Here is a 24,585-nt window from a genome sequence, read left to right as displayed (position 1 = left end):
TTTCTGTTAAACTAAACTACAAACACCTGCTGCAAGAGGAGATTTTACATTTTGAAAGAATTTAAAAAGATTTCAATGACCTGGTTCATTATTATATTATTTTTAATTTTACTATTTGCTTTGTATAACCGAATGGAAGGACAGTATACCGATCTAGGTGGTGATGCACCGATACCTGAAAGACTTGATCCGATAGTTGAAGAAAGTACAAATAAGCTGTTGACAGAGGCTAAGGCTCAAAATATTGAGGTCGTAATAACAGAAGGTATTAGATCTAACTCCAGGCAAGATGAATTGTATGAACAAGGAAGATCGGCTGCAGGCAATATCGTTACACATGCAAAGGCCGGTGAATCTTATCACAATTATGGACTTGCCGTGGATTATGCCTTGAAGAATTCCAGTGGAGAAATCATCTGGGATATTCATTATGATGGAAATGAAAATGGTGAGTCTGACTGGTTTGAGGTGGCTGCAATTGCAAAAGACCTCGGCTTTGAATGGGGTGGCGACTGGAGGAATTTCAAAGACTATCCTCACTTACAAATGACCTTTGGCTTGAGTATTAACCAGTTGCAGAGGGGGTTACGACCAAAGCATGAGGATGCTTCAGAAATAGAAAGATCGCACTGAAAATTGTGCGATCTAATTCAGTCTTTTTTATGATTCATATCTTCTTCAGATGTCTCCTCATCCGGCAAAGAATCAATGGAATGCTTGTATCCATAACCTTTTGAGATGGTAACCATTGATAATATCACGACCATGGCTACTACCAATAGAGAAACCGCCCCTACTACTATATATGCGCCCACGATATACCCTCACTTTTTTTATAATTATTAGGTGAAATCCAAAATTTATCTGGATTTTCGAAACTGACTTATCTTGCTTCTATGTCATTATTCCCATGGTACCTTTTTCCCCTTAATATTACTATCTTTTTTTGTTTACAGAAATTATGAATTCCAGACATTTTTGCAAATTTCCAGTATTTTGGAGGAAACAGCATCATATAACAGCATGTTTTTGTAAAACTCCAATTAATTCATATAAATAACAAAATACGCAGTTAAATTCCAAATTATCTAAATTTACTGCGTTTGAGTGTAATTTAATAAATCGATAACATTATACTATGACTGTTTGGAAGATATCCCCGTACATCTTTTTAACTTTTTTTTCGTTTATTGCCGGTGATTTTTACCCGGTAGTAAAGTCATAGAAACATAATCTATTAAACTATTTAGGGAGGTCATTTAGAAATGAAAAAGATACTACTTGCAGCATTATTTATTGCCCTGCTTGCACTTGCAGCATGTGGCAGTTCGGATGATGACTCCGCAGAGGGAGATAGCGGAAACAGTGGTGACAGCGGTGAAAGCACTGAAGGCAGTGACGGTAAATTAGCAGAACTGCAGGATGCAGGTACTGTAACAGTTGGTTTTGCCAACGAGAAACCTTATGCGTACCAAGAAGACGGGGAACTTAAAGGTGCGGCGGTTGATATTGCGAAAGCAGTTTTTGCTGAGCTGGGAGTCGATGACATGGAATCTCAACTAGCTGATTTCGGACAGCTTATACCTGGACTGAAAGCAGGTAAGTTTGATGTTATTACAGCAGGAATGGCAATTAACCCAGACCGCTGTGAAAACGCGGACTTTGGAGAGCCTGAAATGCAATACGGGGAAGGTCTCATCGTTCAAAAGGGAAATCCGCTTGGACTGGAGAGTTATACAGACATTGCGGATAATCCGGATGTGACAGTTTCCGTTATGGCTGGTGCAACAGAAAATGAATTCCTGAAATCAGAAGGTGTAGATCCAGGACAGATTCAAAGTGCTCCGGATATTCCGGCAACATTCTCTGCAGTTGAGTCGGGCAGAGCAGATGCAACAACTGGTACAGAAATGACAATCAAAATGGCACTGGAATCTGCCGGTTCTGACAACCTCGAATTCGTAGAGTCATTCGAACAGCCGGATATTGACGGTGTTCCAAGCTATGGTGCAGCTGCATTCCATCAGGATAATGATGAACTTCGCGAAGCTTACAACGAAAAGCTTGCTGAATTAAAAGAAGATGGAACCGTTGATGAACTGCTTGAAAAGAACGGATTCAGCGCAGAAGGCAACTCAGTAAATGATCCAGAAATTACAACAGAGAAAATCTGCAGCGGGGAAATTAAGTAAAAAAGAGAAATAAATTTGCTTAAAAATAGGATTGCTTTACCCAAAGGGTCCGGCTCCCTCACCCAGGGGGTCTGGCCCTTTGGTTTTTACTATGATTATTCATACATTGTTCAATAGTTTAATAGACTATACTTAAGCAAAGGAGTGATTACAATTAGTGCAATCAGTGAAATTTTTCCGGTACTGATGCAGGGTATAAAAATTACGATTACCGTACTATTAGCCTCTATTGTTTGTGGTTATTTATTTGCATTTATCGCAGGGTTCTGCCGTCTTTCAAATAATGTTATCCTCCGCAAGTTCACCGGCTTATATGTAGAGGTATTCCGTGGAACTTCATTAATCGTACAGTTATTCTGGCTGTATTATGCACTCCCAATTCTTTTTGGCTTTGATCTGGGCAGTGACTTCTGGGCTGGGGTGCTGGCAATTTCTCTAAACTATGGTGCCTACATGTCTGAGATTGTTCGCGGATCCATTCTATCTGTAGCAAAGGGACAGACAGAAGCTGCCACAGCACTTAATATGTCAAGCTTTCAGAGGATGAGACTTGTTATATTCCCCCAGGCAGTAAAAATGATGTTACCTGAGTTCGGAAATTACCTCATTCAAATGCTTAAAGCTACTTCACTAGTATCATTAATCGGCATGACAGATATTTTATACTATGGAGATATCCTAAGAAGTTCAAATCTTTCACAGGCACCAACCGTATACTTATTAGTTCTGGTATTCTACTTCATTCTTGCACTTCCATTAATCTTCTTGACACGTAAAATGGAGAGTATATCAAAGAAAGGGGTGGCTAGCGAATGAACGGAAATTGGAGTTGGGACACGTTCTCTGAAGCCTTCCCTATTGTCCTTGAAGGTATTTGGATTACGATCGGTCTTACAATTGCGTGTTACTTGTTTGCACTGATATTTGGGTTTGTCTGGACATTTTTAAGACGTGTACCATTTAAACCGTTTAATTGGGTCGTTACATGGGTGATGGAATTTATTCGCTCAACACCACCGCTTGTTCAGCTGTTTTTTATTTTTTATGCATGGCCGATGGTTCCAGTGGTCGGTATGGCATTAGATCCGTTTACGAGTGCTGTACTCGGTCTCGGCATACATTTCAGTACCTATATAGGAGAAGTATATCGTTCAGGTATTGACGGAGTTGACAAAGGTCAGTGGGAGGCATCAACTGCGCTGAACTTTTCCACCCGGCAAAAATGGATGAAAATCATACTCCCTCAGGCTATTCCACCAACCATTCCGATGCTTGGAAACTATCTAATTATAATGTTTAAAGAAGTCCCTTTGGCATCAACAATTGGTGTTGTCGGAATTCTGCACATGGCTAACAGTTATGGTGCGCAGCATTGGGCATATCTGGAGCCATTAACAATCGTAGCAATACTATTCTTAATATTAAGCTACCCATCTGCTATACTTATTAAAAAACTGGAAATAAAAATGAACACTCGTTTTGATAAAAAGGCAGTGCTAAATGGCAGTAGTAAAGGAGCGGTATCGTAATGTCAGAACCAATTGTAAAATTTCAGGATGTTCACAAATCATTTGGGGATGTAAAAGTACTTAAGGGTATAGACTTGGAGATAAAACCTGCTGAAAAAGTTGCGGTTATCGGCCCCAGTGGTTCAGGAAAGACAACGATTATTCGTATGTTGATGACATTAGAGGAGCCAACAGCAGGAGATATCATTGTTGGTGACCAGAATCTCTGGAAAATGGAAAAGAACGGGAACATGATCGAAGCGAATGATAAACATCTCCGGGAAATTCGCGGAGATATTGGTATGGTATTCCAGCATTTTAATCTGTTTCCACATATGACAATTCTAGAAAACTGCATGACTGCACCGATTCATGTAAAAAAAGAAAGTAAGGAATCGGCCCGTAAGCATTCTATTGAAATGCTGGAAAAAGTCGGACTTGGTGATAAACTGGACAATTATCCAAGCCAGCTATCCGGTGGACAAAAACAGCGTGTGGCAATGGCTCGTGCGCTAGTAATGCGTCCAAAGGTTATGTTATTTGATGAGGTAACCTCTGCACTTGACCCGGAATTAGTTGGAGAAGTACTGGAAGTAATCCGGGACATTGCCAAAGATGGCGAAATGGCAATGATTCTCGTTACGCATGAAATGGACTTTGCACTTGATGTTGCAGATAAAGTCCTCTTCCTTGATGAAGGCGTAATTGCAGAGCAGGGTACTGCAAGTGATGTAATTGAGCATTCTAAAAACGAGCGGCTGCAAAGCTTCCTAAAACGTTTTAGAAGTTAATTGTTAAGGGAGCCCAAGAAAAATGGGTTCTCTTTTTTGTTGATTTGAATTTAGTTGTTGGATGAGCTGGATACCGGCGTTAATCAAAGGAACTGGCATTTCGTTGGTGATTAGACTGTTTATCAGCGGCGACATGCATTGTATCAGCAGCAAGCTATCGGTTATCAGCGCTGAGACTGCTTTTTTCAGCGGGGCTTAATCTTTTATCAGCTAAGCTCTAATGCTGCGGTCATTTAGCTAGTGGTTACTCTGCTTATCAGCAGCGCCACGCGTTGTATCAGCGTCTACTCGTTCATAATTCTCGCTGGAAAGGAACAAAGGCGCAAGCGCCCGTTTAGCGACGTACGAACTGGACTGAACCGCAGGAGATAAAGGAAACACGGCGACCGTAGGGAGCCGATGTTGACTTATCGTACGGAGGTGAAGGAAGTTCGCTAGTCGCTGGGCGCTGGAGCCGGACGTGGCTGATTTGGTTATTTATTTATCCACAGGTCAAAAATTTTATAATTTCCTATACAACCAAAAAACTGCAACCATCCATATCGAATGGTTACAGCTTATTAAACTCTACCTATCCAAGTCCTCACCAATAATTCTCACTTCACGTTCAAGAGCGACACCAAATTTTTCTTTAACGGAATCCTGGACAAAATGGATCAGGTTAATATATTCCTCTGCAGATGCTTCATCTTTATTTACGATGAACCCTGCATGTTTGAGGGATACCTGTGCCCCGCCTATCTGTTTTCCCTGCAGATTGCTGTCCTGGATCAGCTTTCCTGCGAAATAACCCGGCGGCCGCTTAAATACACTTCCACATGAGGGGTATTCAAGCGGCTGCTTGGATTCCCGCTTATAGGTCAAGTCATCCATGATTTCCTTAATTTCATCATACTTTCCATTTTCCAATGTAAAGGTTGCCTCAAGCACAATATAGCCTTTATCAGGAATATTGCTGGTACGGTAATCTAAATCCAGTTCTTCAGCAGTTAATGTGAGAAGCTTACCTTCCCTGTTAACAACTTTAGTGCTTGTTAATACATCTTTTACTTCTCCACCGTATGCCCCGGCATTCATATAAAGAGCCCCGCCTACTGAACCTGGAATCCCACAGGCGAATTCGAGACCGGATAGCTTTTTGTTTAAAGCTTCTCTGGAAGCATCAATAATTCTGGCTCCGCTTTGGGCAACTAGGACCGATCCATTTGCAGTGATTTCCTTCAGGTTTTGTAAATTCATGACAATTCCACGGATACCGCCGTCTTTTACAATAAGGTTTGAACCGTTCCCAAGCAAAGTAAATGCAATTTCTTCCTGATTTGCAAGCTTCACAATTTCCTGCACCTGTTCATATGTTTCCGGGGTTACCAAAAAGTCAGCTATCCCTCCTAAATGAGTGTACGTATGTTTTTTTATCGGTTCATCCACCATCACATTTTTCTCAGGTGTAATCTTTGTTAATTTTTCATACATATGATGATACTTCATCACCTAAATCATTCCTTTAAATTTTTAATAAGCTAAACGTATTTCAGTCATCTGTTACATTGTAGGTTAATACTCCACATCTTGCCACAGAAAAGAATGAATTATTTTATCGACCCTGACATTTTCATGCAAAGCACTGTGCCCCAGCGTTGTATCTTCAATCATAATTTCCTGCAATTGTCCCTTCGGTATAATGGTTCGTAATGATTGCACACTTTCTGGCACAGCTACAGTATCTCCAGTGCTTCCAACACTTAACACATCAGTATTTGCAGGAAATTCAGATTTTCGAAGCAATTGCAGTGCCGCTGATTCCGGCTTCAAATCTTCAGCTCCAGCATCATGATGGATTGTGAAATATTTCTCACTGTAAATCCCATCGAAGGGACTCCCTATTGCAATAAGTTTATTTACTGCGGGAAACTCTTCCGTATTATATTCCATCAAATATTTCAAGGATACAATTCCACCCATCGAATGTCCAACAAGGTTAACAGAATCGATGAAATAATTCTCTTTCATATGATTCAGCACAGAAGACAGCCATCTGGCACTATCCTCGAAACTGGCACGGTTATTTTCAAAAACCACCTGAACAAATGCAGGCTCTGTCTTTCCTTTGTTCAAATTATACTCACGGATTTTCCCCTGTGAGGACACATGGTATACCAAGGCCTTCTTACCCCAATTATATTCATTCTCAAACCTGTCCAGCATAAAACCAAAGGAATTCGCCGTTCCTTTATAACCATGGACAAAAACAGTTGGCTGTCCGGAATAGTATTCTGATTTTGCTTTATTTGGCATATAGAAAACTGCAAACAATCCGATTAACATTACACAGAGTGATGTGATGCCGATAATAGTTTTTCGCTTCATGATGTAGCCCTCGTTTATGTACTTTTCTTCAATGTTTTTTGTTTTAAAATAAACCATGTAAAATAAGCTGCGATCAAGATCAGAAGAATCTTCACAGCCATTAATGGAATGACAAAAACAACCGTATACAGCATGGATATCCATAATACTGAAACACCTATTATTTTGGCCTTCAGCGGAATTCCTTTGCCCATCCGGTAATTTTCAATATAGGAACCAAAATATTTATTTGTTATTAACCATTCATATAGCTTATCCGAGCTTCTGACATAGCAGGCTGCTGCCAGCAGCAGCAGAGGCGTTGTCGGCAATAATGGCAAAAATATTCCTAATACCCCTAATCCAAGAGATAGTGACCCTGCAATGATTAAAAACATCTTTTTTATATAACTCACGTTTAACACCAGCTGTAATATATTTTCTTTGTCTAGCTCCGGCTCTTGGAAGCTGCCGTCATAAGCAATAGGCACTTCAACCACTCAAAACCATGGGCTTTCCGGTCACTTGCTTATGCATCCGCTTCTGTGCAGTCGCCTGCGCTTTTCTTTACTATTATAGCATTTTCCAGCTGTCTTTTTGTTGAAATCTAGGATTTTGTTTGACTTTTTAATGACGTAATTTTTTGATTGAATGAAATTCAGGTTTCCGGTCTTTAAATGTTGCTATATATCTGAAGCCGAGTGACTGCAGTAATTCTAGTGACTCCTTAAAACGGTAAGCCAGCGTTGATTCGACATGTGAATCTGAGCCCAGCGTCAAAACTTCCCCGCCGCAGTCTTTATATAATTTCAATATATCCATGCTCGGCATGCCACTTGGAAGTCCATATCGAACTCCGGAAGTATTCAGTTCAATCCCCTTTCCATCAGGTATAATCACATTGAAAATCTGCTCGATGATCTCATGAAAGTTTTGGTTGCTCATGTTTTTTTTATACCGTTTAACCAAATCAATGTGTCCAAGAATATTATAATTTGAAAACCTTTTCACACAATCCAGTAACTCCTGGTAATATACTGAATAAGCTTCATCCACTGTTTTATTTTTGAAAAAATCTCCAGAATGAAGATCCTTTTTTTCTGTTGTATGCATCGAACATATAACAAAGTCACAGGACTCTTTTTTCAGAAGTTCATCATTTTTATTCAGGAGATGCGGCTGGATACCGATTTCCAGGCCTTTTTTAATTCCAATCCTGTCAGCATACACTGACTGCATGTTTTTTATTTTCTTATCATAGGCATCCAGATCGAACTCAAATACAATTGACTTATCGGGATATTCATAATCAATATGCTCTGTAAAGCATATTTCTTCCAAATTCAATTTTATTGCCTGTTCGATTGTTTTTTCCATTGGTGTCTCGCAATCTGCTGAAAAATCACTGTGTATATGGTAATCAAACACTATAAATCTCTCCTTTTAACTATTGACATTTATGGTTATTATTATTAGAATACTATATAACTTTACTTAATTAAAGCGATAAAGTGATAAAGTTTTAGTTTTTATTATGAAGGGAGCTATTCCATGCCACCATATATCGTAGATACGAATAATGGCACAAGCGTAGAAGATTTCCAAATCAGGGAAAAACTTCTGGCAAAATTAAAGAAACGTTTCACTACATACGGTTATAAACAAATCCGTACGTCCACCTTCGAATATTATGATATGTATTCAACAGTTAAAGGAACTGTAAATAAGGATGACATGATAAAAGTAATTGATTCTTCAGGGAAAGTATTGGTATTAAGACCGGACGTAACCATTCCGATCACCCGAATGGCAGCAGTATCCAAACAGGACAGCCTCAGGCTTTTTTATGTACTGGATATATTCCGGCAATCCATTGAACAAGCTGATACAAAAGAGAATACACAGGCAGGCATCGAGTATTTTGGCGAAAACACCTCCGAAAATAATGCCGAGGTGCTCATGCTGGCGATTCATACGTTGAAGGATTTAAAACTTCCTAATTTTAAAATAGAAATTGGCCATGCAGGCTTCTTTAAAGCATTAATTGCCGAAGCCTCCCTTTCACAAACGGAAATGGACCAGCTGCTTGCTTTAATTCAGTCAAAGAACATTGCTGAAATTGAACTATTTTTATCAGAGTTATCCATCAATAATGATGTAAAGAGGGCAATTCAGTCAATACCAATGCTGTACGGAAACCCAACAGATGTTATCAGACAGGCTGAAGAAATTATTTTGAATGAAGAAATGCAATTACTGCTGGAGAATCTGCGTGAGGTTTACGAAGTTCTGAAAAATTACGGCGCAGAGGATTCTATTGTGTTCAATCTTGGATTAATTAATCACATGAACTACTACTCCGGCATTATTTTTCAGGGGTTTGCAGACAGTGTCGGCAAACCGGTACTAATGGGTGGAAGATATGACAATTTAGGCAAGCAGTATGGTGCCGCAGTCCCGGCAATCGGTTTCGCCTTTGATGTTGATCTTTTATTGCATGCACTTACGAGGCAGGAGGCATTCCCTGATCAAGCTCCATCTGCTGATATGATTATTTATTACGAAAAAGAAAAGCAGAAGAATGCCTTAACAACTGCATTCCGGCTCCGTTCGGAAGGCTATCAGGTTTTGACCTTTTTAACGGGGACAACGAATACAATAGATTCAAAGTCTGCTATCCATTATGAAAACAATCAAAATGTGCTGATACACAATAATGAAAAGAGGACATTCACTAATTTCACTGAACTTTACGAGAACATTTTACAGTTTGGGAAAGGAGATATGTAATTGAGTTATATAACACTTGCATTAGCAAAAGGACGTACAGCCAAAAGCTCCATTTCCCTTTTAAAAAATATTGACATTCATTTTCCCGGCTTTCATGAAGAAAGCAGGAAACTTGTTTTCTATGATAAAGAAGAAAAAATTAAATTGGTTTTTGTTAAAGCAGTAGATGTGCCGACATATGTGGAAAAGGGTGCAGCCGATATTGGCATTGTTGGAAAAGACAATATTCTGGAGTCCCAGGCTGATGTATATGAGATGCTTGATTTGAAGCTGGGGAAATGCAAATTTGTCGTTGCCGGAAAGTCGCAGCAGCTGGAAGAGAAGCAAAAACTGACAATCGCCTCAAAATATCCGGTTATTGCAATAAAACATTTTCAGAAAAAAGGACAATCCATTGAAACAGTAAAGTTAAATGGATCAGTAGAGTTGGCGCCGCTTATCGGCCTCGCTGATTACATTGTTGATATCGTAGAAACAGGCAACACCATAAACGAAAATGGGTTAACAATTATCGAAGAAATAGAAGATATCAGTACAAGATTAATCGTTAACAAAGCAAGCTTTGCTACAAAATCCGAAAATATCCGCCAGTTCATTAATAGTTTAAAATCTGGCTTGGAGTGATGACATTGAAAATAATTACAGCAAAACAATACCTGAGCGAAAAAGAAGATTATTCTACCAGCCAGACAATGTTGGAAGATATCGACGAGTCTGTACTCGAAATTATTAAACAAGTAAAGCAGTATGGTGACAAGGCATTATTTCAATACACAAAGCAGTTTGATGGTGCAGATTTAACAAACCTTCGCGTAACGGATGAGGAATTTAAAGAAGCTGAAAAGCAGGTAAGTGACGATTTTTTATCAGCCTTAAAACAGGCGAAAGCAAATATTACTGAATTTCACCAGGTCCAGAAAGAGCACTCATGGTTCGTCAATAAAGAAAATGGAATTATGCTGGGGCAAAAAGTAACCCCACTGCAAAAAGCAGGTATTTATATTCCCGGTGGAAAAGCAGCATACCCCTCTTCCGTTTTAATGAATGCCATACCTGCCAAATTAGCTGGTGTAGAAAACATAATAATAACGACTCCACCACTATCTGACGGGACAATAAACCCGCATGTGCTTGCTGCTGCAAGAGTAGCTGGAGCAGACGCAGTTTATAAAGTAGGTGGTGCTCAGGCTATCGCAGCCCTGGCATATGGAACAGAAACCATAGAGAAGGTTTCCAAAATCGTTGGCCCAGGAAATGCTTATGTAGCCCGGGCAAAAAAATGGGTATTTGGCGATGTAGCCATTGACATGATAGCTGGCCCAAGTGAAATATGCATCGTTGCTGATGAGACTGCTCCTCCCGCTTACGTTGCTGCAGACCTGCTCTCACAGGCAGAGCATGATGAATCGGCAAAACCAATTTGCATAACGATGAAAAGTAAGTTGGCAGAAAAAATCCTGCTGGAAGTCGAAAAGCAGACTGCTGAGCTTGAGCGGAAAGAAATTATCCAGCAATCTCTAAAGCAAAATGGAAGAATAATATTAGCTGAAAATGAATCAGAAGCATTTGAATTGGTAAACGAAATAGCACCAGAGCATCTGCAATTAATGATTCAAAATCCATCGGAAAAGCTGCATTATGTGAAAAATGCTGGGGCGGTATTTCTTGGGAATTATTCTCCTGAACCTTTGGGGGACTATTTTGCAGGACCAAACCACACACTGCCAACCAGCGGTACAGCTAAGTTCTCCTCCCCTCTTGGCGTCTATGACTTTGTTAAGAAATCAAGCATTATCAGTTATTCGAGTGAAGCTTTAAAAGAAGCTTCAGATACCATTATCAATCTGGCAAACACAGAAGGTTTGACAGCACACGCAAATTCTGTCCAGATCAGAAAGGAAGGATCTTATGAGAAATTACAAGATTAGCAGAAAAACAGCAGAAACGGAAATAGATTTAGATTTTACAATTGACGGATCTGGTTCTTCCTCGATTGATACAGGGGTCGGCTTTTTTGATCATATGCTGACACTGATGACGAAGCATGGATTGTTTGATCTGGAGATAACCTGCAATGGGGATTTGAATGTGGATCAGCATCACTCCGTAGAGGATATCGGAATCGCCCTTGGTGAGGCCTTTCATCAAGCTATCGGGAATAAGGAAGGAATTACCCGCTATGCTACGGTGACAAGCCCGATGGATGAAGCTTTGGCAAATGTTTCATTGGACATCAGCGGCAGGTCCTATTTTGTTTACAATGTTGAAGGATTGAAAGATAAAGTTGGAAACTTTGATACGGAATTGGTAGAGGAATTCTTCCAGGCCTTTACAAGCAATGCCAAAGTGACACTGCATATTAACCTGGCTTATGGTAAAAACAGCCATCATATCATTGAAGCAATATTCAAAGGCTTTGGCCGTGCACTGGACCAGGCAAGCATCAAGAACCCACGCATAAAGGGTGTACCTTCTACAAAAGGAATCCTTTAAAAATACGAAGCACGAAGTGTATTTTCATTTCGGCGGCTGATGAGAACACAAACAAAAAAACTATTTCAGCCAGTCAACCAGAGAGGAAGAATCCGATTATGATTGCTATCGTAGATTATGGTGCAGGAAATATTAAAAGCCTGCAATTTGCCCTAAATAAACTCAATTTAGCTAGTTGTTTAACAACAGATGTCCAGACAATAGAACAAAGCAATGCAATTATATTGCCAGGTGTAGGTGCATTTAAAGATGCTATGGAAACACTGGATCACCTTGGATTAACGAAAACCTTACTAGAGGAAGCAGCAAACGGAAAACCATTACTTGGAATTTGCTTAGGCATGCAATTATTTTATGAGAAAAGCTTTGAGGATGGTGAATGGGAAGGTCTTGGTCTGCTTCAAGGTAATGTTTCTCGTATCAGCAATTCTGTGAAGGTTCCACATATAGGCTGGAATACATTGGCACGTCTTATTAATAGTCCTCTGGTAAAAGATTTGTCCAATCAGGATTATGTGTATTTCGTTCATTCCTATGCAGTTCAGGACTATGAGCAAAACTCACTGATCGCCAGCACCAGCTATGGTGGAATAATTCCAGCAATTGTACAGCAGAACAACATTATCGGCATGCAGTTTCATCCAGAGAAAAGCGGCAAAACCGGCTTACAGCTTTTACAAAATTTCGGGGAGTTGATTTCATGATTCTTTTTCCAGCAATCGATATTAAAAATGGTAAATGTGTACGTCTTACACAGGGAGACTACAATAAAGAAAAAATTTATAACGATTCCCCTGTTGAAGTGGCAGCAGATTGGGAGAAACAGCAGGCAGCATACTTGCATATTGTTGATCTTGACGGAGCAAAAACTGGTGTGTCCATCAATAAGGCAAGTATTGAAGCAATTTCAAAACAGGCTAGTATTCCCATTCAATTAGGCGGCGGCATCCGTTCCATGTCCGTCATTCAGGAATATATAACTGCTGGAGTCGACCGTGTCATTATTGGAACGGCTGCTATTAATGATAAAGCGTTTTTAAGAGAGGCTGTTGACGCATATGGCAGCAAAGTTGCTGTATCCATTGATGCCCGTAATGGCTATGTTGCGACAAATGGCTGGACCAGCACCAGTACAGTAAAAGCAATTGATCTTGTGAAAGAATTGGAATCACTTGGAGTGGAAACAATCGTCTATACGGATATTTTAAAAGATGGCATGCTCCAAGGGCCAAACTTCAAAGAATTACAAGAAATCAATGAGGCTACAACCATGAATGTAATTGCATCCGGCGGGATATCATCACCTGCAGATGTAGAGAAGTTAAAATCACTTGACCTTTATTGTGCTATTATAGGAAAAGCATTGTATGACGGAACAATGAATTTTAAGGACTTATTGGATGGTGAAGAAAATGCTGGCTAAACGAATCATTCCATGCCTGGATGTAGATAAAGGACGGGTAGTAAAAGGAAAAAAGTTTCAGGATATTAAAGACGTAGCAAATCCGGTGGAATTAGCCAAGCGATATAATGAGGCCGGCGCAGACGAACTTGTTTTTTATGATATAACTGCATCCAATGAGGAAAGGGAAATTTTCCTTGATATCGTAGAAGAGGTAGCGCGGGAAATTGCGATACCATTTACGGTTGGTGGGGGAATTCGAACGGTACAGGATATTCATAGAGTATTGCGATCCGGTGCAGATAAAGTATCCATCAATAGTGCAGCAGTAAAAAATCCTTCGCTTATCAAAGAGGCTGCACTGAAGTTCGGCAGTCAGTGTGTCGTTTTATCCATTGATGCTAAACAGACGGAAGAAAATCTTTGGCAAGTATTTATAAATGGCGGAAGAAAAAACACCGGAATGGATGCAATCGAATGGGCAAAATGTGGAGAAGAGCTTGGAGCAGGTGAAATTGTTGTTAACGCCATTGACACAGATGGTGAAAAGGGCGGGTATAACCTGGAGTTAACAAAATTGATTGCTGCAGCAGTATCACTTCCAATAGTAGCAAGTGGCGGCGCTGGAAAACTGGAGCATTTTTCGGAAGTTCTGCAGCCAGGCTGTGCAGATGCTGCTTTAGCTGCATCTGTATTTCATTACGGAGAAATAGCTATACCTGATTTGAAAAAATATCTGAATGAAAACAATATAACTGTAAGGGGGGATTTCTAATGGAAGTAAACATCAAACAGCTTTCATATAATGAAAACGGATTGATTCCAGCAATCGTTCAACATGCTGAGACTGGAAAAGTATTAACACTTGCATATATGAATGAAGAATCTTTGTTGAAAACAATCCAGACAAATGAAACCTGGTTTTTCTCAAGGAAACGTCAGAAACTCTGGAATAAAGGAGAAACCTCCGGCAATAAACAGCTTATTAAAAAGATAACATTTGACTGTGATGCTGACGCACTTCTGGTTCAGGTAACACCAATTGGTCCAGCCTGCCATACGGGAGAAGATACATGTTTTCACAACGGACTTTATGAAAATGGTGTTGTGAGCAGTGATGTAATCTCAACGTTGACGGCTAAAATAAAAGAACGGAAGAACAACCCTGTTGAAGGAGCATATACCTCTTATCTATTCCGGGAAGGTATTGATAAAATACTGAAAAAGGTTGGTGAAGAAACCAGTGAAGTAATCATCGGAGCCAAAAATGATGATAAAGAGGAAGTCAAGTGGGAAATCGCTGATCTCACATACCATACATTGGTGCTGATGGAACTATTGGATGTATCTGTTGAGGATATCAAAATGGTATTGCAAGAAAGGCATATTCAAAAGGAAGGGAATCAGAATGAGTAAATTCTGGAGTGAGATGGTTAAGCGATGTGAGCCCTATGTACCCGGAGAACAGCTTGATCAGCAGAATATATTGAAGCTGAATACGAATGAAAACCCTTATCCGCCTTCGCCTATAGCAATTGAAGCAATAAAGGAGGAACTGGATCGGAAATTAAACCTGTACCCTTCCCCTACTGTCGATCAATTACGGAATGAAGCAGCAAAATATTACGGACTGTCCAAAGAGAATATCTTTGCAGGAAATGGATCTGATGAGGTTCTCGCATTTTCATTTATGGCATTTTTTGAACCAGGCAGGAAAATCCGTTTTCCAATGATTTCATACAGCTTTTATCCGGTTTATGCAAAGCTATTCAACATTCCATATGAAGAGATTGAGTTAAATCGTGATTTCAGCCTGCCTGCTGAGGCCTTTTTCCAATCCGAGGGTGGAGTTATTTTTCCAAATCCAAATGCCCCGACAAGTGTCTATTTGGAATTGGATGCAATTAAGGATATTGCTGAAAACAATCCTGGGCAAATTGTTATCATTGATGAAGCATATATTGATTTCGCTTCAATTTCAGCGATATCACTCACCAAGACATATGATAATGTATTGGTTGTGCAAACCATGTCCAAATCACGGTCGCTCGCCGGATTGCGGGTAGGATTTGCCATTGGAAATCCCGACCTTATTGAAGCGCTATACCGAATTAAGGATTCATTTAATTCCTATACCATTGACAGGCTTGCAATTGCAGGTGCAACAGCAGCAATGAAGGATATCGAGTATTTTAACCATACAACCCAAAAAATTGTACAGACAAGGGAATGGGCTGCAGCCGAAATGAAAAAACGCGGTTTCCATGTCCTTCCATCTGCGACTAATTTTATTTTTGCCTGCCATTACAGCAAAAATGCCGCAGATTTGTATACCGGACTTAAACGTGAAAATGTTTTAGTCAGATATTTTAACAAATCTGAAATTGATAATTTTTTGCGGATTACTATTGGTACAGATGAAGACATGAAGCTGTTTTTCGAGAAATTGGATTCTCTAATTAGAAAAGCATCGACCCGATAACGAGTACGATGCTTTTTTATGCTCTTATATCAATGTTTCTACTTCTGCATTTTCTTTTAATTCATCCACTTTAACTTGCAGCTGTTCTTGAACTTTCTGGTTTGTGAGCTGCTGTTTAAGCTGCTCTTTAATCTGATCCAATTCCTGCATTTCCTCATTATTCTCTTTCAGCTTGTCGTAGGACTCCTGAATTTCTTCTTCTGATACTTCTATGTCAAGTTCTGCATCAATATACTTTTGAGTTATCAGGTCATCAGCCAACTGTGATTTAAAGTTCTCTTCAGTCAATTGAAATTGATCCAATACCGCTGTCAGCTGCTCCCCATTATTTTCCTTCAGTGTATCAAATTCTGATTGTACCTCTTCTTCTGAAACCTCTAATCCTTTATCTGCTGCAGCCTGCTTAATTAATTGCTGCTCTATCAAAATATTAATCGTTTGTTCCTTTATCTGGTCCAGATTACTGACATCTTGTCCATATTGCTGCATGGACATTTTAACCTGCTTATAAATAGGGTTGTACTTATCCCCTTTTACTTCATCACCATTTACATTAACAACGGAAGTTCCATCTTCTATAGTTTCTTCTTCTGTTACTTCTACAGGCTGTTGTTCCTGTTCAGGAGTATTTTCCTCAGAAGCACTTTCCTCGGAAGAGTTTTGGTTATTATCATTTTCTTCAGCTGAATCATCATTACATGCAGCTAAAACTATTGCTAAAGTTAGCGCCATGGCTAGCATTATTATTTTTTTCATTTTCACAAAACCTCATTTCTTTTCAATGTCCCTTTATTCAAACATAGAGTGGTACCTGTTTTCAAGTATTAAAAATAAGCATATATGACATAAACCGCAGTATAATAGCCTTTATGCCCATTATTAACGTTTCATAACAATTAAGCTTAGACTTTACTTATTTTTGCCACAATAATCAAAAGCGGAAGCACCTGTGATCTGTAGGTCACTAAACGGGCGCTTCCGCTCTTCTCTTATTTTATACTAGCGTCAATTTCCTTCACCATTTCAGTTACAGAAACTAATCCTCCACCGGAAAGATACCAATAATCCGGGTTTAGGTATACAATATTATCATTTTCATATGCCTTGGTGTTTTTAACCAATTCATTCTCAACTATTTGTTTTGCTGAGGATTCTCCTCCAACCACTGCAGTTCGATCAACTACATATAATAAGTCAGGATCCTGTTCCATCACGTATTCAAATGTAACATTCATTCCATGTGTTGAAGCTTCAATGCTGTCATCCACCGTTGGAACTCCAAATACATCATGAATTAAACCAAATCTTGAATTCGAGCCATATGCACTGATTTTATCATCATTGGATAAAATAATAAGTGCATTCTGATCTGCTTCAGAAGCTCTTTCGTTCAAGGAAGCAATTGAATCTTCAATCGCGGCTAATTCCTCTTCTATTTCAGATTGTTTATTAAAAATTTCACCAACCGTATTCATATTTTCCTTAAATGAATCCAAATATCTTGTAGTATCCACCCCAAGATGTACTGTTGGCGCAAGCTCTTCCAGCTGGTCATAAACAGTTGCCTGTCTTCCGGAAATAATAATAACATCTGGATCAATCTCAGCTATTTTTTCAAAGTCAGGTTCTTTTAGGCTTCCAATATTCTCATACTCATCACTTTCATATTTCTCCAGGTATGCAGGAATATTCCCTTTTGCTACCCCAGCCACTTCAATTCCTAATTTATCCAATGTATCTAAAATACCATAATCAAATACAACCACTTTTTCCGGATTCTTCGGTACTTCTGTTTCACCAAGTTCGTGTTCTACTGTTATCGTCTCGGCAGAATCGCCACCATCTGCATTGGTGGAACCTTCACTATCTTCCTCTGTTGAACCACAGGCTGCAGCAGTAACAGCCAGAATGCTTAAAACAAGCAATAATAGAAACTTCTTCATAAAAAAATACTCCTCTTTATTTATAAGATTTTTATATAATAACAGCTAATACTGCATGGGCAGGTGAAAACATCTTATTCATAAAAAAGCATAAGCAAATTTTTTCGGCAAATGAGCCGTTCTATTTATTTATATACCTGAGCGCTCAGATATAAGAGTTATTTTTTCAAGCAATTTCATTTACCTTATCAGAAAGATAAGGTAAGATTATAAGTGTTGGGTGTCCTTTATAGTGGATTTGGCTTTTAACGCCTCTTCTATTATGAAGGACTCTTTTTATGCTTACTGTTTTCTTATGAGCAGTTGCCTTCCATCCACGGTCCATACAGCATCAGCTGTTAGAAATAAACACAAATACGCTTATCATCAATTTCCTTAATATCGATATCCATATCATAGATATCTTTTAACACACATTTATCAATAACATCGCAGGTGCGTCCCTGTTTTACGATTTTTCCATCTTTCAGTGCCACGATATTATCGGAATAGCAGGAAGCAAAATTAATATCATGGATTACGATAATTATTGTTTTTCCCAGCTCATTAACTAACTTTCTCAATGTCTTCATGATCTGAACAGAATGGCGCATATCCAAGTTATTCAATGGCTCATCAAGTAGAATATATTCTGTATCCTGTGCGATAACCATTGCAATATGTGCCCGCTGTCGCTGACCGCCACTAAGCTCATCTAAGTATTTATCCTGCATGTCGCGAAGCTCCATATAATCAATTGCTTCATCAATCTTTTGATAATCATCTTTTTTCAGTTTTCCCTGTGAATAAGGAAATCTTCCAAAGGAAACAAGCTCACGAACAGTTAATTTTAAATTAATTGCATTCGATTGTTTAAGGATGGAAATCTTTTTGGCAAGTTCATTATTTTTCGTCTTTAGAATATCTTGACCATCAATGGTTATTTCCCCATCATCTTTTGCAATGAGACGGCTGACCATTGAAATTAACGTACTCTTTCCAGCACCGTTTGGCCCAATAAAGGAAGTGATGTTTCCTTTTTCTATCTTGACGGAAACATCTTCAATAACCTTTTTCTGGTTATACATCTTGAACACATTTTTTATATCTACCATGATTTATTCTCCTTTAACAAAAGATATATAAAGTACACGCCACCAATAAAGTTAATAATGACACTGATTGTCGTTTGGAATGTGAATATTTTTTCGACAACAAATTGTCCGCCTAAGAGTGCAATGATACTAATCAGCATGGAACCTAAAATAATATACAAATGACGATATGTTTTCATCAGCTCATATGCTACGTTAACAACGAGCAGCCCTAGGAAAGTAATTGGCCCTATCAATGCTGTTGCAATCGAAATGAGAATCGCTACCACAATCAATAAACGTTTGACAACATAATCGTATGGTACACCTAAATTAATTGCATCATCTTTACCGAGTGCCAATACATCCAGATATTTATAGAAGCGCATAAAATAAATTAACACAAGTATAACAAGTACGATAGACAGATAGACAAGGTCCGTATTGACATTATTTACACTGGCAAACATTCTGTCCTGTGCAACCATAAATTCATTTGGATCAATTAATACTTGCATAAATGATGTAAAGCTGCCAAAAAATGTACCTAGAATCATCCCAATTAATAATAGAAAGTAAATATTATTCTTCTCACCTTTAAATAGAAAACGGTAAAGAAGCAGGGAAAACAAGATCATCGCACCAATAGATACCAGATAATTAAGCTGGCTGCTCATCATAATAAGCGAATGGGACCCAAAAACAAAGATGATTACAGTCTGTATTAAAAGATAAAGTGAATCCAGTCCCAGTACACTTGGTGTCAAAATCCGGTTATTCGTAATTGTCATAAAAATAGTTGTTGAAAAGGCGATTGCGCCACCTGTCAGGATAATGGCAACAACTTTTATAATCCTCCGCGGCAAAATATAACCAATATTGCCGCTTAATTCATAAAAAATATATAACAATGCTAGTAATAGTGCGATAATGGCCAGAATAACTGTCTTCTTCTTATAACCCATATTTTTTTCTCCTTAACAGCAAATAGATGAAGATTCCACTGCCGATTACCCCAACGGTTAAGCTTATCGGGATTTCATATGGGTAAATAATAATTCTGCCGATGATATCGCATAATAATACAAATACTGCACCTAGCAATGCTGTATGTATCAGACTTTTTTTCAGGTGATCTCCCTGATAAATCGTGACGATATTTGGAATGATCAACCCTAAAAAAGGAATTACCCCTACCGAAAGAACAACAGAAGCTGTTACAAGGGCAGTAATAATCAACCCCAGGTTTACTACCTGACGATAATTCAACCCAAGGTTTTTCGAAAAGTCTTCACCCATTCCAGCTATCGTGAATTTATTGGCGTAAAAATATGCCAGCAACAGAATAGGAATACTAATAAACATCAGCTCATAATTCCCACTCATTATCATCGAAAAATCGCCCTGCATCCAGGATGACATATTTTGAATCAGATCATTTCGATATGCAAAAAAAGTAGAGATGGAACTGATAATATTACCAAACATCAAGCCAATTAATGGAATGAAAATTGCATCTTTAAACTTGACCTTCTCCAAAATCTTCATAAACAGGAAAGTACCGATTAATGCAAAAATAAAAGAAACAAGCATTTTCTGGATCGGACTTGCTGCTGTAAACAGCATCATAGAAACAAGAATTCCGAGTCTAGCAGAATCCAATGTTCCAGCAGTTGTTGGAGAAACAAATTTATTTCTGCTTAACTGCTGCATGATTAATCCACAAATACTCATGCTCATACCAGCTATCAAAATACTAAAAAGCCGTGGTATCCTGCTTACCAACAATATCTGCTTCTGATCCTCTGTTAAATTAAATAGATCCAATGGTGAGACGTTCGAAACACCAATAAAAACAGATGCCACAGAAAGAATAATAAGTGCTAAAAGTAAGTACCTGATTTTCATAAAATGACCTTCTCTTGAGAAAAAATAAAGCTCACTCTTTTTCTCATATCCCAAGTTGATTTTCTGTAATGTAAACGCATTTAAGAATGATTATTAAATGCAATTAAATCTAATTAAGAATGAGATTCATTATCAATTAGACTCTCAGTTACAAGTATAACAGAATTACCTGCTGAGTCAATATAAAACAAGCTTCATTTCGCTTTTGATAATGTGCGTGATTATCAGCCTAATTACCTTTCCTTTTTGACAATGGTTGTTTTCTAAAGAATTGGGAACGGGCATCAAAAAGAACTGCGACTGCACTTCATTCGTCCCATCGAAATAATTTGTTATTTATGACATAAAATCTATAGACTGCGAACTACTTAGCATCTGCTAAATTCGCCGTTCGGGATCGCTGCGGGCGGATGCTTTGCGGATTGAACGGATTATCAGGATTTGGTGCACTTCTCTGTGTCCATACAGCTAGAAAACAATAGCTACCGGTCACATAGGGCGCTTCTCTATGCCCAAACAACCAGAATTAAGTAGCCAACGGGCACATAGAGCACTTCTCTGTGACCAAACAACCTGAAATAAGTTGCCACCGGGCACATAGAGCGCCTTTCTGTGACCAAACAACCTGAAATAAGTTGCCATCGGGCACATAGAGCACTTCTCTGTGACCAAACAACCTGAAATAAGTTGCCATCGGGCACATAGAGCACCTCTTTGTGACTAAACAACCTGAAATAGGTTGCCACCGGGCACATAGAGCATATTTTCGGCGGATGGCTGATATGATGATGGAAGTGTGGTTATATTTCCTGTGCGACGATGGAATTATCATCGTTGATTTTAGTTCACGATTTACATCAACTATGTAATATAAAAGCAACAGTATTTTGGTGAGGCGAACGAAGTGCAGTTCCAAAGTTTACGAAAAGAACCTGAACAAAAAAGCAAACATGGACGATTGTTTAAATCGTGCATGTTTGCTTTTTAAATTTTATTTAGTTTCACAGCCCTCATCCGTACAATACGATGTTTTGGATTTTTTCGGGTCCAATGATTGCAAAACAGGTTTCTCATTCTCTTCTTCCCAGACTTTTTCAAGTACTTCAGAGAAAACCTCAGGTGGCTGTGCCCCGGAAACTGCATATTTTTCATTAAATACAAAAAACGGGACTCCTTGAACACCTATCTGCTGTGCAATGTCAATATCTGCCTGTACAGCTTTGGTATAGTTATTTTCTGTTAATACATGTTCCACATCTTCCTTGCTTAAACCAACTTCTTCAGCAAGCTCAACTAATGTTGCATGATCACTGATAAGTTTTGATTCTGTAAAGTAAGCATATAACAGCCGCTCTGTCATTTCTTTTCCTTTACCTTGCTCAGCAGCTAATTTTGCCACACGATGTGCATCAAATGTGTTTGCATGCTTCATATCATCAAAATTATAATCCAGGCCAACCTCCTCAGCCTGTTGTTTTAGCTGTTGATTCATAGCCTTCACCTGATCTATCGGCATTCCTTTTTTATTTGAAAAAGTTTCATAAAAGCTCTCACCCGGCACATATTCAGCAGTTGGATCCAACTGATAGCTTTTATATTCAACAGTGATTGCATCACGATTAGAAAAATCATTCATTGCATTTTCCAATCTTCGTTTTCCAATATAGCAAAACGGACAAACAAAATCGGACCATACTTCAATTTTCATACCTGCACCTCATTTCTTGAAAATATTGTAGCACAGGTTTTAATATAGTATAAATAAATTTGCTTACAGAAAGGTTAAGCATGTTAGATAATGACAAGAAGTTGAGAGATAAAGGATGAGAGTTGAGAAATAATACAGCAAAGTTGGGAGAAAACAATGGGAAATGTCATTATCTCTTAACTGCATGGGTTTGTTTCTCAACCTTATACCATTACCTCTTAACTTACTGTATTTATCTCTCAACTTTGCTGGCTTTAACACACTTTTAAAAATTTATTGTATTTCCATAATAAAGTCGCTCGGCTTCATACTGGCTAGATGGTTTAATTATTTATTCCTGATTATAGGACTGTTTTTCTTCCACTGATCCACCCTCATTATAAACTGTCAGTGATGTCCCTTTGTTCTTCGCAATTTCCCTGGCCCGTTTAATTGCATCATTTTTATTATCGAATATATTACTTGGCTGTTTTGCGTTACTCGATTGTACTGCCCAGCCGTCCTCATGTTTAACAACTAGTTCCCCTTCTTCCAGACGCTCCGGATTGTTTTCATATTGCTTGCCTTCTTTGGATCTTTCCGTTGGTTTTCCGGATTTTTCATACTTATCCATTTCACTTTTGCTGGCATTTTGCCGCCATTCCTTTGCCTGCTCTATTGCTATCGGGATTGCTCTGCCCTCATCATATCCTTCATCAACCATCGAATTTGCTATATCAATCGCTTTTTTCTTAGTTGTATGGTTCAGGTTTTTCATCGAAGACGGATAATCATTTAGTGTCCAAGGCATGAATAATACCTCCTGTAAGGGTTGTTAATCTTCTTATACCCGCTCACTTTTCAGCAAAACATTTCTCCAAACAAAGAAAAACAGCTGAGGCCTGATGTGGCTTCAGCTGTTTTCCTCCAATAAAGATCTACCCATAATGCTTACGCGTTTTGTATTTTTCAATTCATCCAATGTTTTAACACCAATACCGAACATAGTCATTTTTAACTCAAGCTCAATCTGGCTCATCGTTTCAATAACAGCTTCATCCGATTCTGTGGCAGCCTGCAGCAGCTGACGGGCAAAGCCAATAACATCTGCACCAATGGTAATTGCCTTGGCTGCATCCACTCCTGTTTTCATTCCTCCGCTGGCAACAAGCGGAACATCTGGAAGTTTGCTTCTCACTGAAACAATACAATCCTTCGTTGGGAGTCCCCAATTATTAAATGCTTCTGCTGCGGCTCTTTTCAATGGATCTTTCGAGCGAAGTTTTTCCACTTGACTCCATGATGTTCCGCCCGCTCCGGCAACATCAATATAAGAAATCCCTGCTGCATATAGCTGTTCAGCGACATGGCCGTCAATTCCAAATCCTACTTCTTTTGCTCCGACTGGAACATCCAAGGCCTTCGTTATCTTTTCTATTTTTGGCAATAGATTTTCAAAATCCAAATCTCCACCATCCTGCACTGCCTCCTGCAAGCTGTTTAAATGAAGCACAAGCGAATCTGCACCAGTTTTTTCAACCAAACGCTGACATTCTTCACTGCCGTAACCATAGTTTAGCTGTACTGCACCCAGGTTTGCGAATAATGGAGCATTTGGCGCCTGCTTACGAATTAAAAAAGATTCTTTATGTGCATCACTTTCCAGGAATGCTCGTGTTGAACCAAGCCCAATAGCCCAGCCCTTTTCCTCTGCAGCAATTGCCAGATTTTGATTAATCTGGGTTGCCAGCTCCGAACCGCCAGTCATAGAGCTTACCAGAAAGGGAGCATTTATTTTTTTATTTAAAAAGCTCGATTCAATTTGTATGTTATTAAAGTTAATTTCCGGTAGTGCATTATGTATGAATGATATCCCTTCAAGACCAGTTGATTTATTAACACCCTCGACGTTCTCTGTTAAACATAGCCGTATATGTTCAGTTTTCCTCTGGTTTATTCCTTCTTCCATT

The 24,585-nt window shown here is 38.9% G+C and carries 27 protein-coding genes; 14 read left to right on the top strand and 13 right to left on the bottom strand.

The features are described 5' to 3' along the window. Window positions 1–51 precede the first annotated feature (51 nt). Window positions 52–633 carry a M15 family metallopeptidase gene (locus CIL03_RS08280; RefSeq protein WP_276282786.1) on the top strand — a complete coding sequence of 194 codons (582 nt, stop codon included), beginning with the start codon at window positions 52–54 and terminating at the stop codon, window positions 631–633. A 17-nt stretch (window positions 634–650) separates the two neighbouring features. Here the strand turns inward: CIL03_RS08280 and ytzI are convergent, their stop codons facing one another. After that, on the bottom strand, window positions 651–815 hold the full coding sequence (ytzI, locus tag CIL03_RS08275) for a YtzI protein (RefSeq protein WP_338061882.1): 165 nt from the start codon (window positions 813–815) through the stop codon (window positions 651–653). 450 nt (window positions 816–1,265) lie between these two features. Between ytzI and ehuB the strand changes: the two genes are divergently transcribed. From ehuB to ehuA, 4 genes are all read left to right on the top strand, one after another. Next, window positions 1,266–2,192 (top strand): ectoine/hydroxyectoine ABC transporter substrate-binding protein EhuB, encoded by a 927-nt coding sequence (gene ehuB, locus CIL03_RS08270; protein WP_094885360.1) that lies wholly within the window; start codon window positions 1,266–1,268, stop codon window positions 2,190–2,192. A gap of 153 nt (window positions 2,193–2,345) precedes the next feature. Continuing rightward, window positions 2,346–3,008 (top strand): ectoine/hydroxyectoine ABC transporter permease subunit EhuC, encoded by a 663-nt coding sequence (ehuC, locus tag CIL03_RS08265; RefSeq protein WP_094885604.1) that lies wholly within the window; start codon window positions 2,346–2,348, stop codon window positions 3,006–3,008. Continuing rightward, the gene (gene ehuD, locus CIL03_RS08260; protein WP_094885359.1) at window positions 3,005–3,721 is read left to right on the top strand and encodes an ectoine/hydroxyectoine ABC transporter permease subunit EhuD; all 717 of its coding nucleotides are present in this window, start codon (window positions 3,005–3,007) and stop codon (window positions 3,719–3,721) included. Before ehuC ends, ehuD begins: the two co-directional genes overlap by 4 nt. Beyond that, a complete protein-coding gene (gene ehuA / locus CIL03_RS08255) occupies window positions 3,721–4,491 on the top strand; it encodes an ectoine/hydroxyectoine ABC transporter ATP-binding protein EhuA (RefSeq protein WP_094885358.1) in 771 nt (256 codons plus the stop codon). Before ehuD ends, ehuA begins: the two co-directional genes overlap by 1 nt. Before the next feature lie 567 nt (window positions 4,492–5,058). Here the strand turns inward: ehuA and murB are convergent. From murB to CIL03_RS08235, 4 genes are all read right to left on the bottom strand, one after another. Continuing rightward, the gene (gene murB, locus CIL03_RS08250; RefSeq protein WP_094885603.1) at window positions 5,059–5,979 is read right to left on the bottom strand and encodes a UDP-N-acetylmuramate dehydrogenase; all 921 of its coding nucleotides are present in this window, start codon (window positions 5,977–5,979) and stop codon (window positions 5,059–5,061) included. A gap of 66 nt (window positions 5,980–6,045) precedes the next feature. Further along, on the bottom strand, window positions 6,046–6,858 hold the full coding sequence (locus CIL03_RS08245; RefSeq protein ID WP_094885602.1) for an alpha/beta hydrolase: 813 nt from the start codon (window positions 6,856–6,858) through the stop codon (window positions 6,046–6,048). 14 nt (window positions 6,859–6,872) lie between these two features. Next, complete coding sequence (locus tag CIL03_RS08240; protein ID WP_240508027.1) at window positions 6,873–7,253, bottom strand: YbaN family protein; 381 nt, start codon at window positions 7,251–7,253, stop codon at window positions 6,873–6,875. 211 nt (window positions 7,254–7,464) lie between these two features. Continuing rightward, a complete protein-coding gene (locus tag CIL03_RS08235; RefSeq protein WP_094885357.1) occupies window positions 7,465–8,265 on the bottom strand; it encodes a histidinol-phosphatase HisJ family protein in 801 nt (266 codons plus the stop codon). Window positions 8,266–8,388: 123 nt separating this feature from the next. On the opposite strand from CIL03_RS08235, the gene hisZ reads away from it, so the two are divergent. The 9 genes from hisZ to hisC all read left to right on the top strand — a co-directional run bounded on the left by hisZ (window position 8,389) and on the right by hisC (window position 16,004). After that, entirely contained in the window at window positions 8,389–9,627 is a 1,239-nt protein-coding gene (hisZ, locus tag CIL03_RS08230; protein ID WP_094885356.1) for an ATP phosphoribosyltransferase regulatory subunit, read from the top strand. After that, window positions 9,628–10,251 (top strand): ATP phosphoribosyltransferase, encoded by a 624-nt coding sequence (gene hisG, locus CIL03_RS08225; protein WP_094885355.1) that lies wholly within the window; start codon window positions 9,628–9,630, stop codon window positions 10,249–10,251. Between the two features lie 68 nt (window positions 10,252–10,319). After that, the gene (gene hisD / locus CIL03_RS08220) at window positions 10,320–11,555 is read left to right on the top strand and encodes a histidinol dehydrogenase (RefSeq protein WP_420855402.1); all 1,236 of its coding nucleotides are present in this window, start codon (window positions 10,320–10,322) and stop codon (window positions 11,553–11,555) included. Further along, window positions 11,536–12,120 (top strand): imidazoleglycerol-phosphate dehydratase HisB, encoded by a 585-nt coding sequence (hisB, locus tag CIL03_RS08215; protein WP_094885353.1) that lies wholly within the window; start codon window positions 11,536–11,538, stop codon window positions 12,118–12,120. Before hisD ends, hisB begins: the two co-directional genes overlap by 20 nt. Window positions 12,121–12,218: 98 nt before the next feature. Continuing rightward, window positions 12,219–12,824: an imidazole glycerol phosphate synthase subunit HisH gene (hisH, locus tag CIL03_RS08210; RefSeq protein WP_094885352.1), complete on the top strand. Its 606-nt coding sequence runs from the start codon at window positions 12,219–12,221 to the stop codon at window positions 12,822–12,824. After that, the gene (gene hisA, locus CIL03_RS08205) at window positions 12,821–13,543 is read left to right on the top strand and encodes a 1-(5-phosphoribosyl)-5-[(5-phosphoribosylamino)methylideneamino]imidazole-4-carboxamide isomerase (RefSeq protein ID WP_094885351.1); all 723 of its coding nucleotides are present in this window, start codon (window positions 12,821–12,823) and stop codon (window positions 13,541–13,543) included. Before hisH ends, hisA begins: the two co-directional genes overlap by 4 nt. Next, window positions 13,533–14,297, top strand: a complete 765-nt coding sequence (gene hisF, locus CIL03_RS08200; protein WP_094885350.1) for an imidazole glycerol phosphate synthase subunit HisF — start codon at window positions 13,533–13,535, stop codon at window positions 14,295–14,297. The genes hisA and hisF overlap by 11 nt, the downstream gene beginning before the upstream one ends. After that, entirely contained in the window at window positions 14,297–14,938 is a 642-nt protein-coding gene (hisIE, locus tag CIL03_RS08195; protein ID WP_094885349.1) for a bifunctional phosphoribosyl-AMP cyclohydrolase/phosphoribosyl-ATP diphosphatase HisIE, read from the top strand. Before hisF ends, hisIE begins: the two co-directional genes overlap by 1 nt. After that, the gene (gene hisC, locus CIL03_RS08190) at window positions 14,931–16,004 is read left to right on the top strand and encodes a histidinol-phosphate transaminase (protein WP_094885348.1); all 1,074 of its coding nucleotides are present in this window, start codon (window positions 14,931–14,933) and stop codon (window positions 16,002–16,004) included. The genes hisIE and hisC overlap by 8 nt, the downstream gene beginning before the upstream one ends. 24 nt (window positions 16,005–16,028) lie before the next feature. Here hisC and CIL03_RS08185 read toward each other — a convergent pair whose 3' ends face one another. The 8 genes from CIL03_RS08185 to fni form a co-directional block, all read right to left on the bottom strand. Next, window positions 16,029–16,760, bottom strand: coding sequence for a SurA N-terminal domain-containing protein (locus tag CIL03_RS08185; protein WP_094885347.1), 732 nt, complete (start codon window positions 16,758–16,760; stop codon window positions 16,029–16,031). 233 nt (window positions 16,761–16,993) lie between these two features. Next, window positions 16,994–17,947 (bottom strand): siderophore ABC transporter substrate-binding protein, encoded by a 954-nt coding sequence (locus CIL03_RS08180; protein ID WP_094885346.1) that lies wholly within the window; start codon window positions 17,945–17,947, stop codon window positions 16,994–16,996. A gap of 338 nt (window positions 17,948–18,285) precedes the next feature. Next, window positions 18,286–19,041 carry an iron ABC transporter ATP-binding protein gene (locus tag CIL03_RS08175; RefSeq protein ID WP_094885345.1) on the bottom strand — a complete coding sequence of 252 codons (756 nt, stop codon included), beginning with the start codon at window positions 19,039–19,041 and terminating at the stop codon, window positions 18,286–18,288. Continuing rightward, entirely contained in the window at window positions 19,035–19,985 is a 951-nt protein-coding gene (locus CIL03_RS08170; protein WP_094885344.1) for an iron chelate uptake ABC transporter family permease subunit, read from the bottom strand. The genes CIL03_RS08175 and CIL03_RS08170 overlap by 7 nt, the downstream gene beginning before the upstream one ends. Further along, on the bottom strand, window positions 19,975–20,928 hold the full coding sequence (locus CIL03_RS08165; protein ID WP_094885343.1) for an ABC transporter permease: 954 nt from the start codon (window positions 20,926–20,928) through the stop codon (window positions 19,975–19,977). Before CIL03_RS08165 ends, CIL03_RS08170 begins: the two co-directional genes overlap by 11 nt. Window positions 20,929–21,919: 991 nt before the next feature. Beyond that, window positions 21,920–22,636: a DsbA family oxidoreductase gene (locus tag CIL03_RS08160; RefSeq protein ID WP_094885342.1), complete on the bottom strand. Its 717-nt coding sequence runs from the start codon at window positions 22,634–22,636 to the stop codon at window positions 21,920–21,922. A gap of 331 nt (window positions 22,637–22,967) precedes the next feature. Further along, window positions 22,968–23,426 (bottom strand): DUF2188 domain-containing protein, encoded by a 459-nt coding sequence (locus CIL03_RS08155; protein WP_094885341.1) that lies wholly within the window; start codon window positions 23,424–23,426, stop codon window positions 22,968–22,970. Between the two features lie 102 nt (window positions 23,427–23,528). Continuing rightward, window positions 23,529–24,584, bottom strand: coding sequence for a type 2 isopentenyl-diphosphate Delta-isomerase (fni, locus tag CIL03_RS08150; RefSeq protein WP_094885340.1), 1,056 nt, complete (start codon window positions 24,582–24,584; stop codon window positions 23,529–23,531). Window position 24,585: the final 1 nt, after the last annotated feature.

The sequence above is a fragment of the Virgibacillus indicus genome, from assembly GCF_002266285.1.
GTDB classification, from domain to species: domain Bacteria; phylum Bacillota; class Bacilli; order Bacillales; family Amphibacillaceae; genus Virgibacillus_K; species Virgibacillus_K indicus.
The sequence above is the reverse complement of the archived record's forward strand: the minus strand, read 5'-3'. Positions and strand labels throughout refer to the sequence as shown.

Coding starts and splice junctions, on each gene's coding strand:
- CIL03_RS08165 (WP_094885343.1), bottom strand. CDS start 20,928: ATGAAAATCAGGTACTTACTTTTAGCACTTATTATTCTTTCTGTGGCA.
- hisH (WP_094885352.1), top strand. CDS start 12,219: ATGATTGCTATCGTAGATTATGGTGCAGGAAATATTAAAAGCCTGCAA.
- hisIE (WP_094885349.1), top strand. CDS start 14,297: ATGGAAGTAAACATCAAACAGCTTTCATATAATGAAAACGGATTGATT.
- CIL03_RS08245 (WP_094885602.1), bottom strand. CDS start 6,858: ATGAAGCGAAAAACTATTATCGGCATCACATCACTCTGTGTAATGTTA.
- hisC (WP_094885348.1), top strand. CDS start 14,931: ATGAGTAAATTCTGGAGTGAGATGGTTAAGCGATGTGAGCCCTATGTA.
- ehuD (WP_094885359.1), top strand. CDS start 3,005: ATGAACGGAAATTGGAGTTGGGACACGTTCTCTGAAGCCTTCCCTATT.
- CIL03_RS08170 (WP_094885344.1), bottom strand. CDS start 19,985: ATGGGTTATAAGAAGAAGACAGTTATTCTGGCCATTATCGCACTATTA.
- CIL03_RS08180 (WP_094885346.1), bottom strand. CDS start 17,947: ATGAAGAAGTTTCTATTATTGCTTGTTTTAAGCATTCTGGCTGTTACT.
- hisD (WP_420855402.1), top strand. CDS start 10,320: ATGTTGGAAGATATCGACGAGTCTGTACTCGAAATTATTAAACAAGTA.
- murB (WP_094885603.1), bottom strand. CDS start 5,979: ATGAAGTATCATCATATGTATGAAAAATTAACAAAGATTACACCTGAG.
- hisA (WP_094885351.1), top strand. CDS start 12,821: ATGATTCTTTTTCCAGCAATCGATATTAAAAATGGTAAATGTGTACGT.
- CIL03_RS08185 (WP_094885347.1), bottom strand. CDS start 16,760: ATGAAAAAAATAATAATGCTAGCCATGGCGCTAACTTTAGCAATAGTT.
- hisB (WP_094885353.1), top strand. CDS start 11,536: ATGAGAAATTACAAGATTAGCAGAAAAACAGCAGAAACGGAAATAGAT.
- ehuA (WP_094885358.1), top strand. CDS start 3,721: ATGTCAGAACCAATTGTAAAATTTCAGGATGTTCACAAATCATTTGGG.
- fni (WP_094885340.1), bottom strand. CDS start 24,584: ATGGAAGAAGGAATAAACCAGAGGAAAACTGAACATATACGGCTATGT.
- ehuB (WP_094885360.1), top strand. CDS start 1,266: ATGAAAAAGATACTACTTGCAGCATTATTTATTGCCCTGCTTGCACTT.
- hisF (WP_094885350.1), top strand. CDS start 13,533: ATGCTGGCTAAACGAATCATTCCATGCCTGGATGTAGATAAAGGACGG.
- CIL03_RS08155 (WP_094885341.1), bottom strand. CDS start 23,426: ATGCCTTGGACACTAAATGATTATCCGTCTTCGATGAAAAACCTGAAC.
- CIL03_RS08160 (WP_094885342.1), bottom strand. CDS start 22,636: ATGAAAATTGAAGTATGGTCCGATTTTGTTTGTCCGTTTTGCTATATT.
- CIL03_RS08175 (WP_094885345.1), bottom strand. CDS start 19,041: ATGGTAGATATAAAAAATGTGTTCAAGATGTATAACCAGAAAAAGGTT.
- hisZ (WP_094885356.1), top strand. CDS start 8,389: ATGCCACCATATATCGTAGATACGAATAATGGCACAAGCGTAGAAGAT.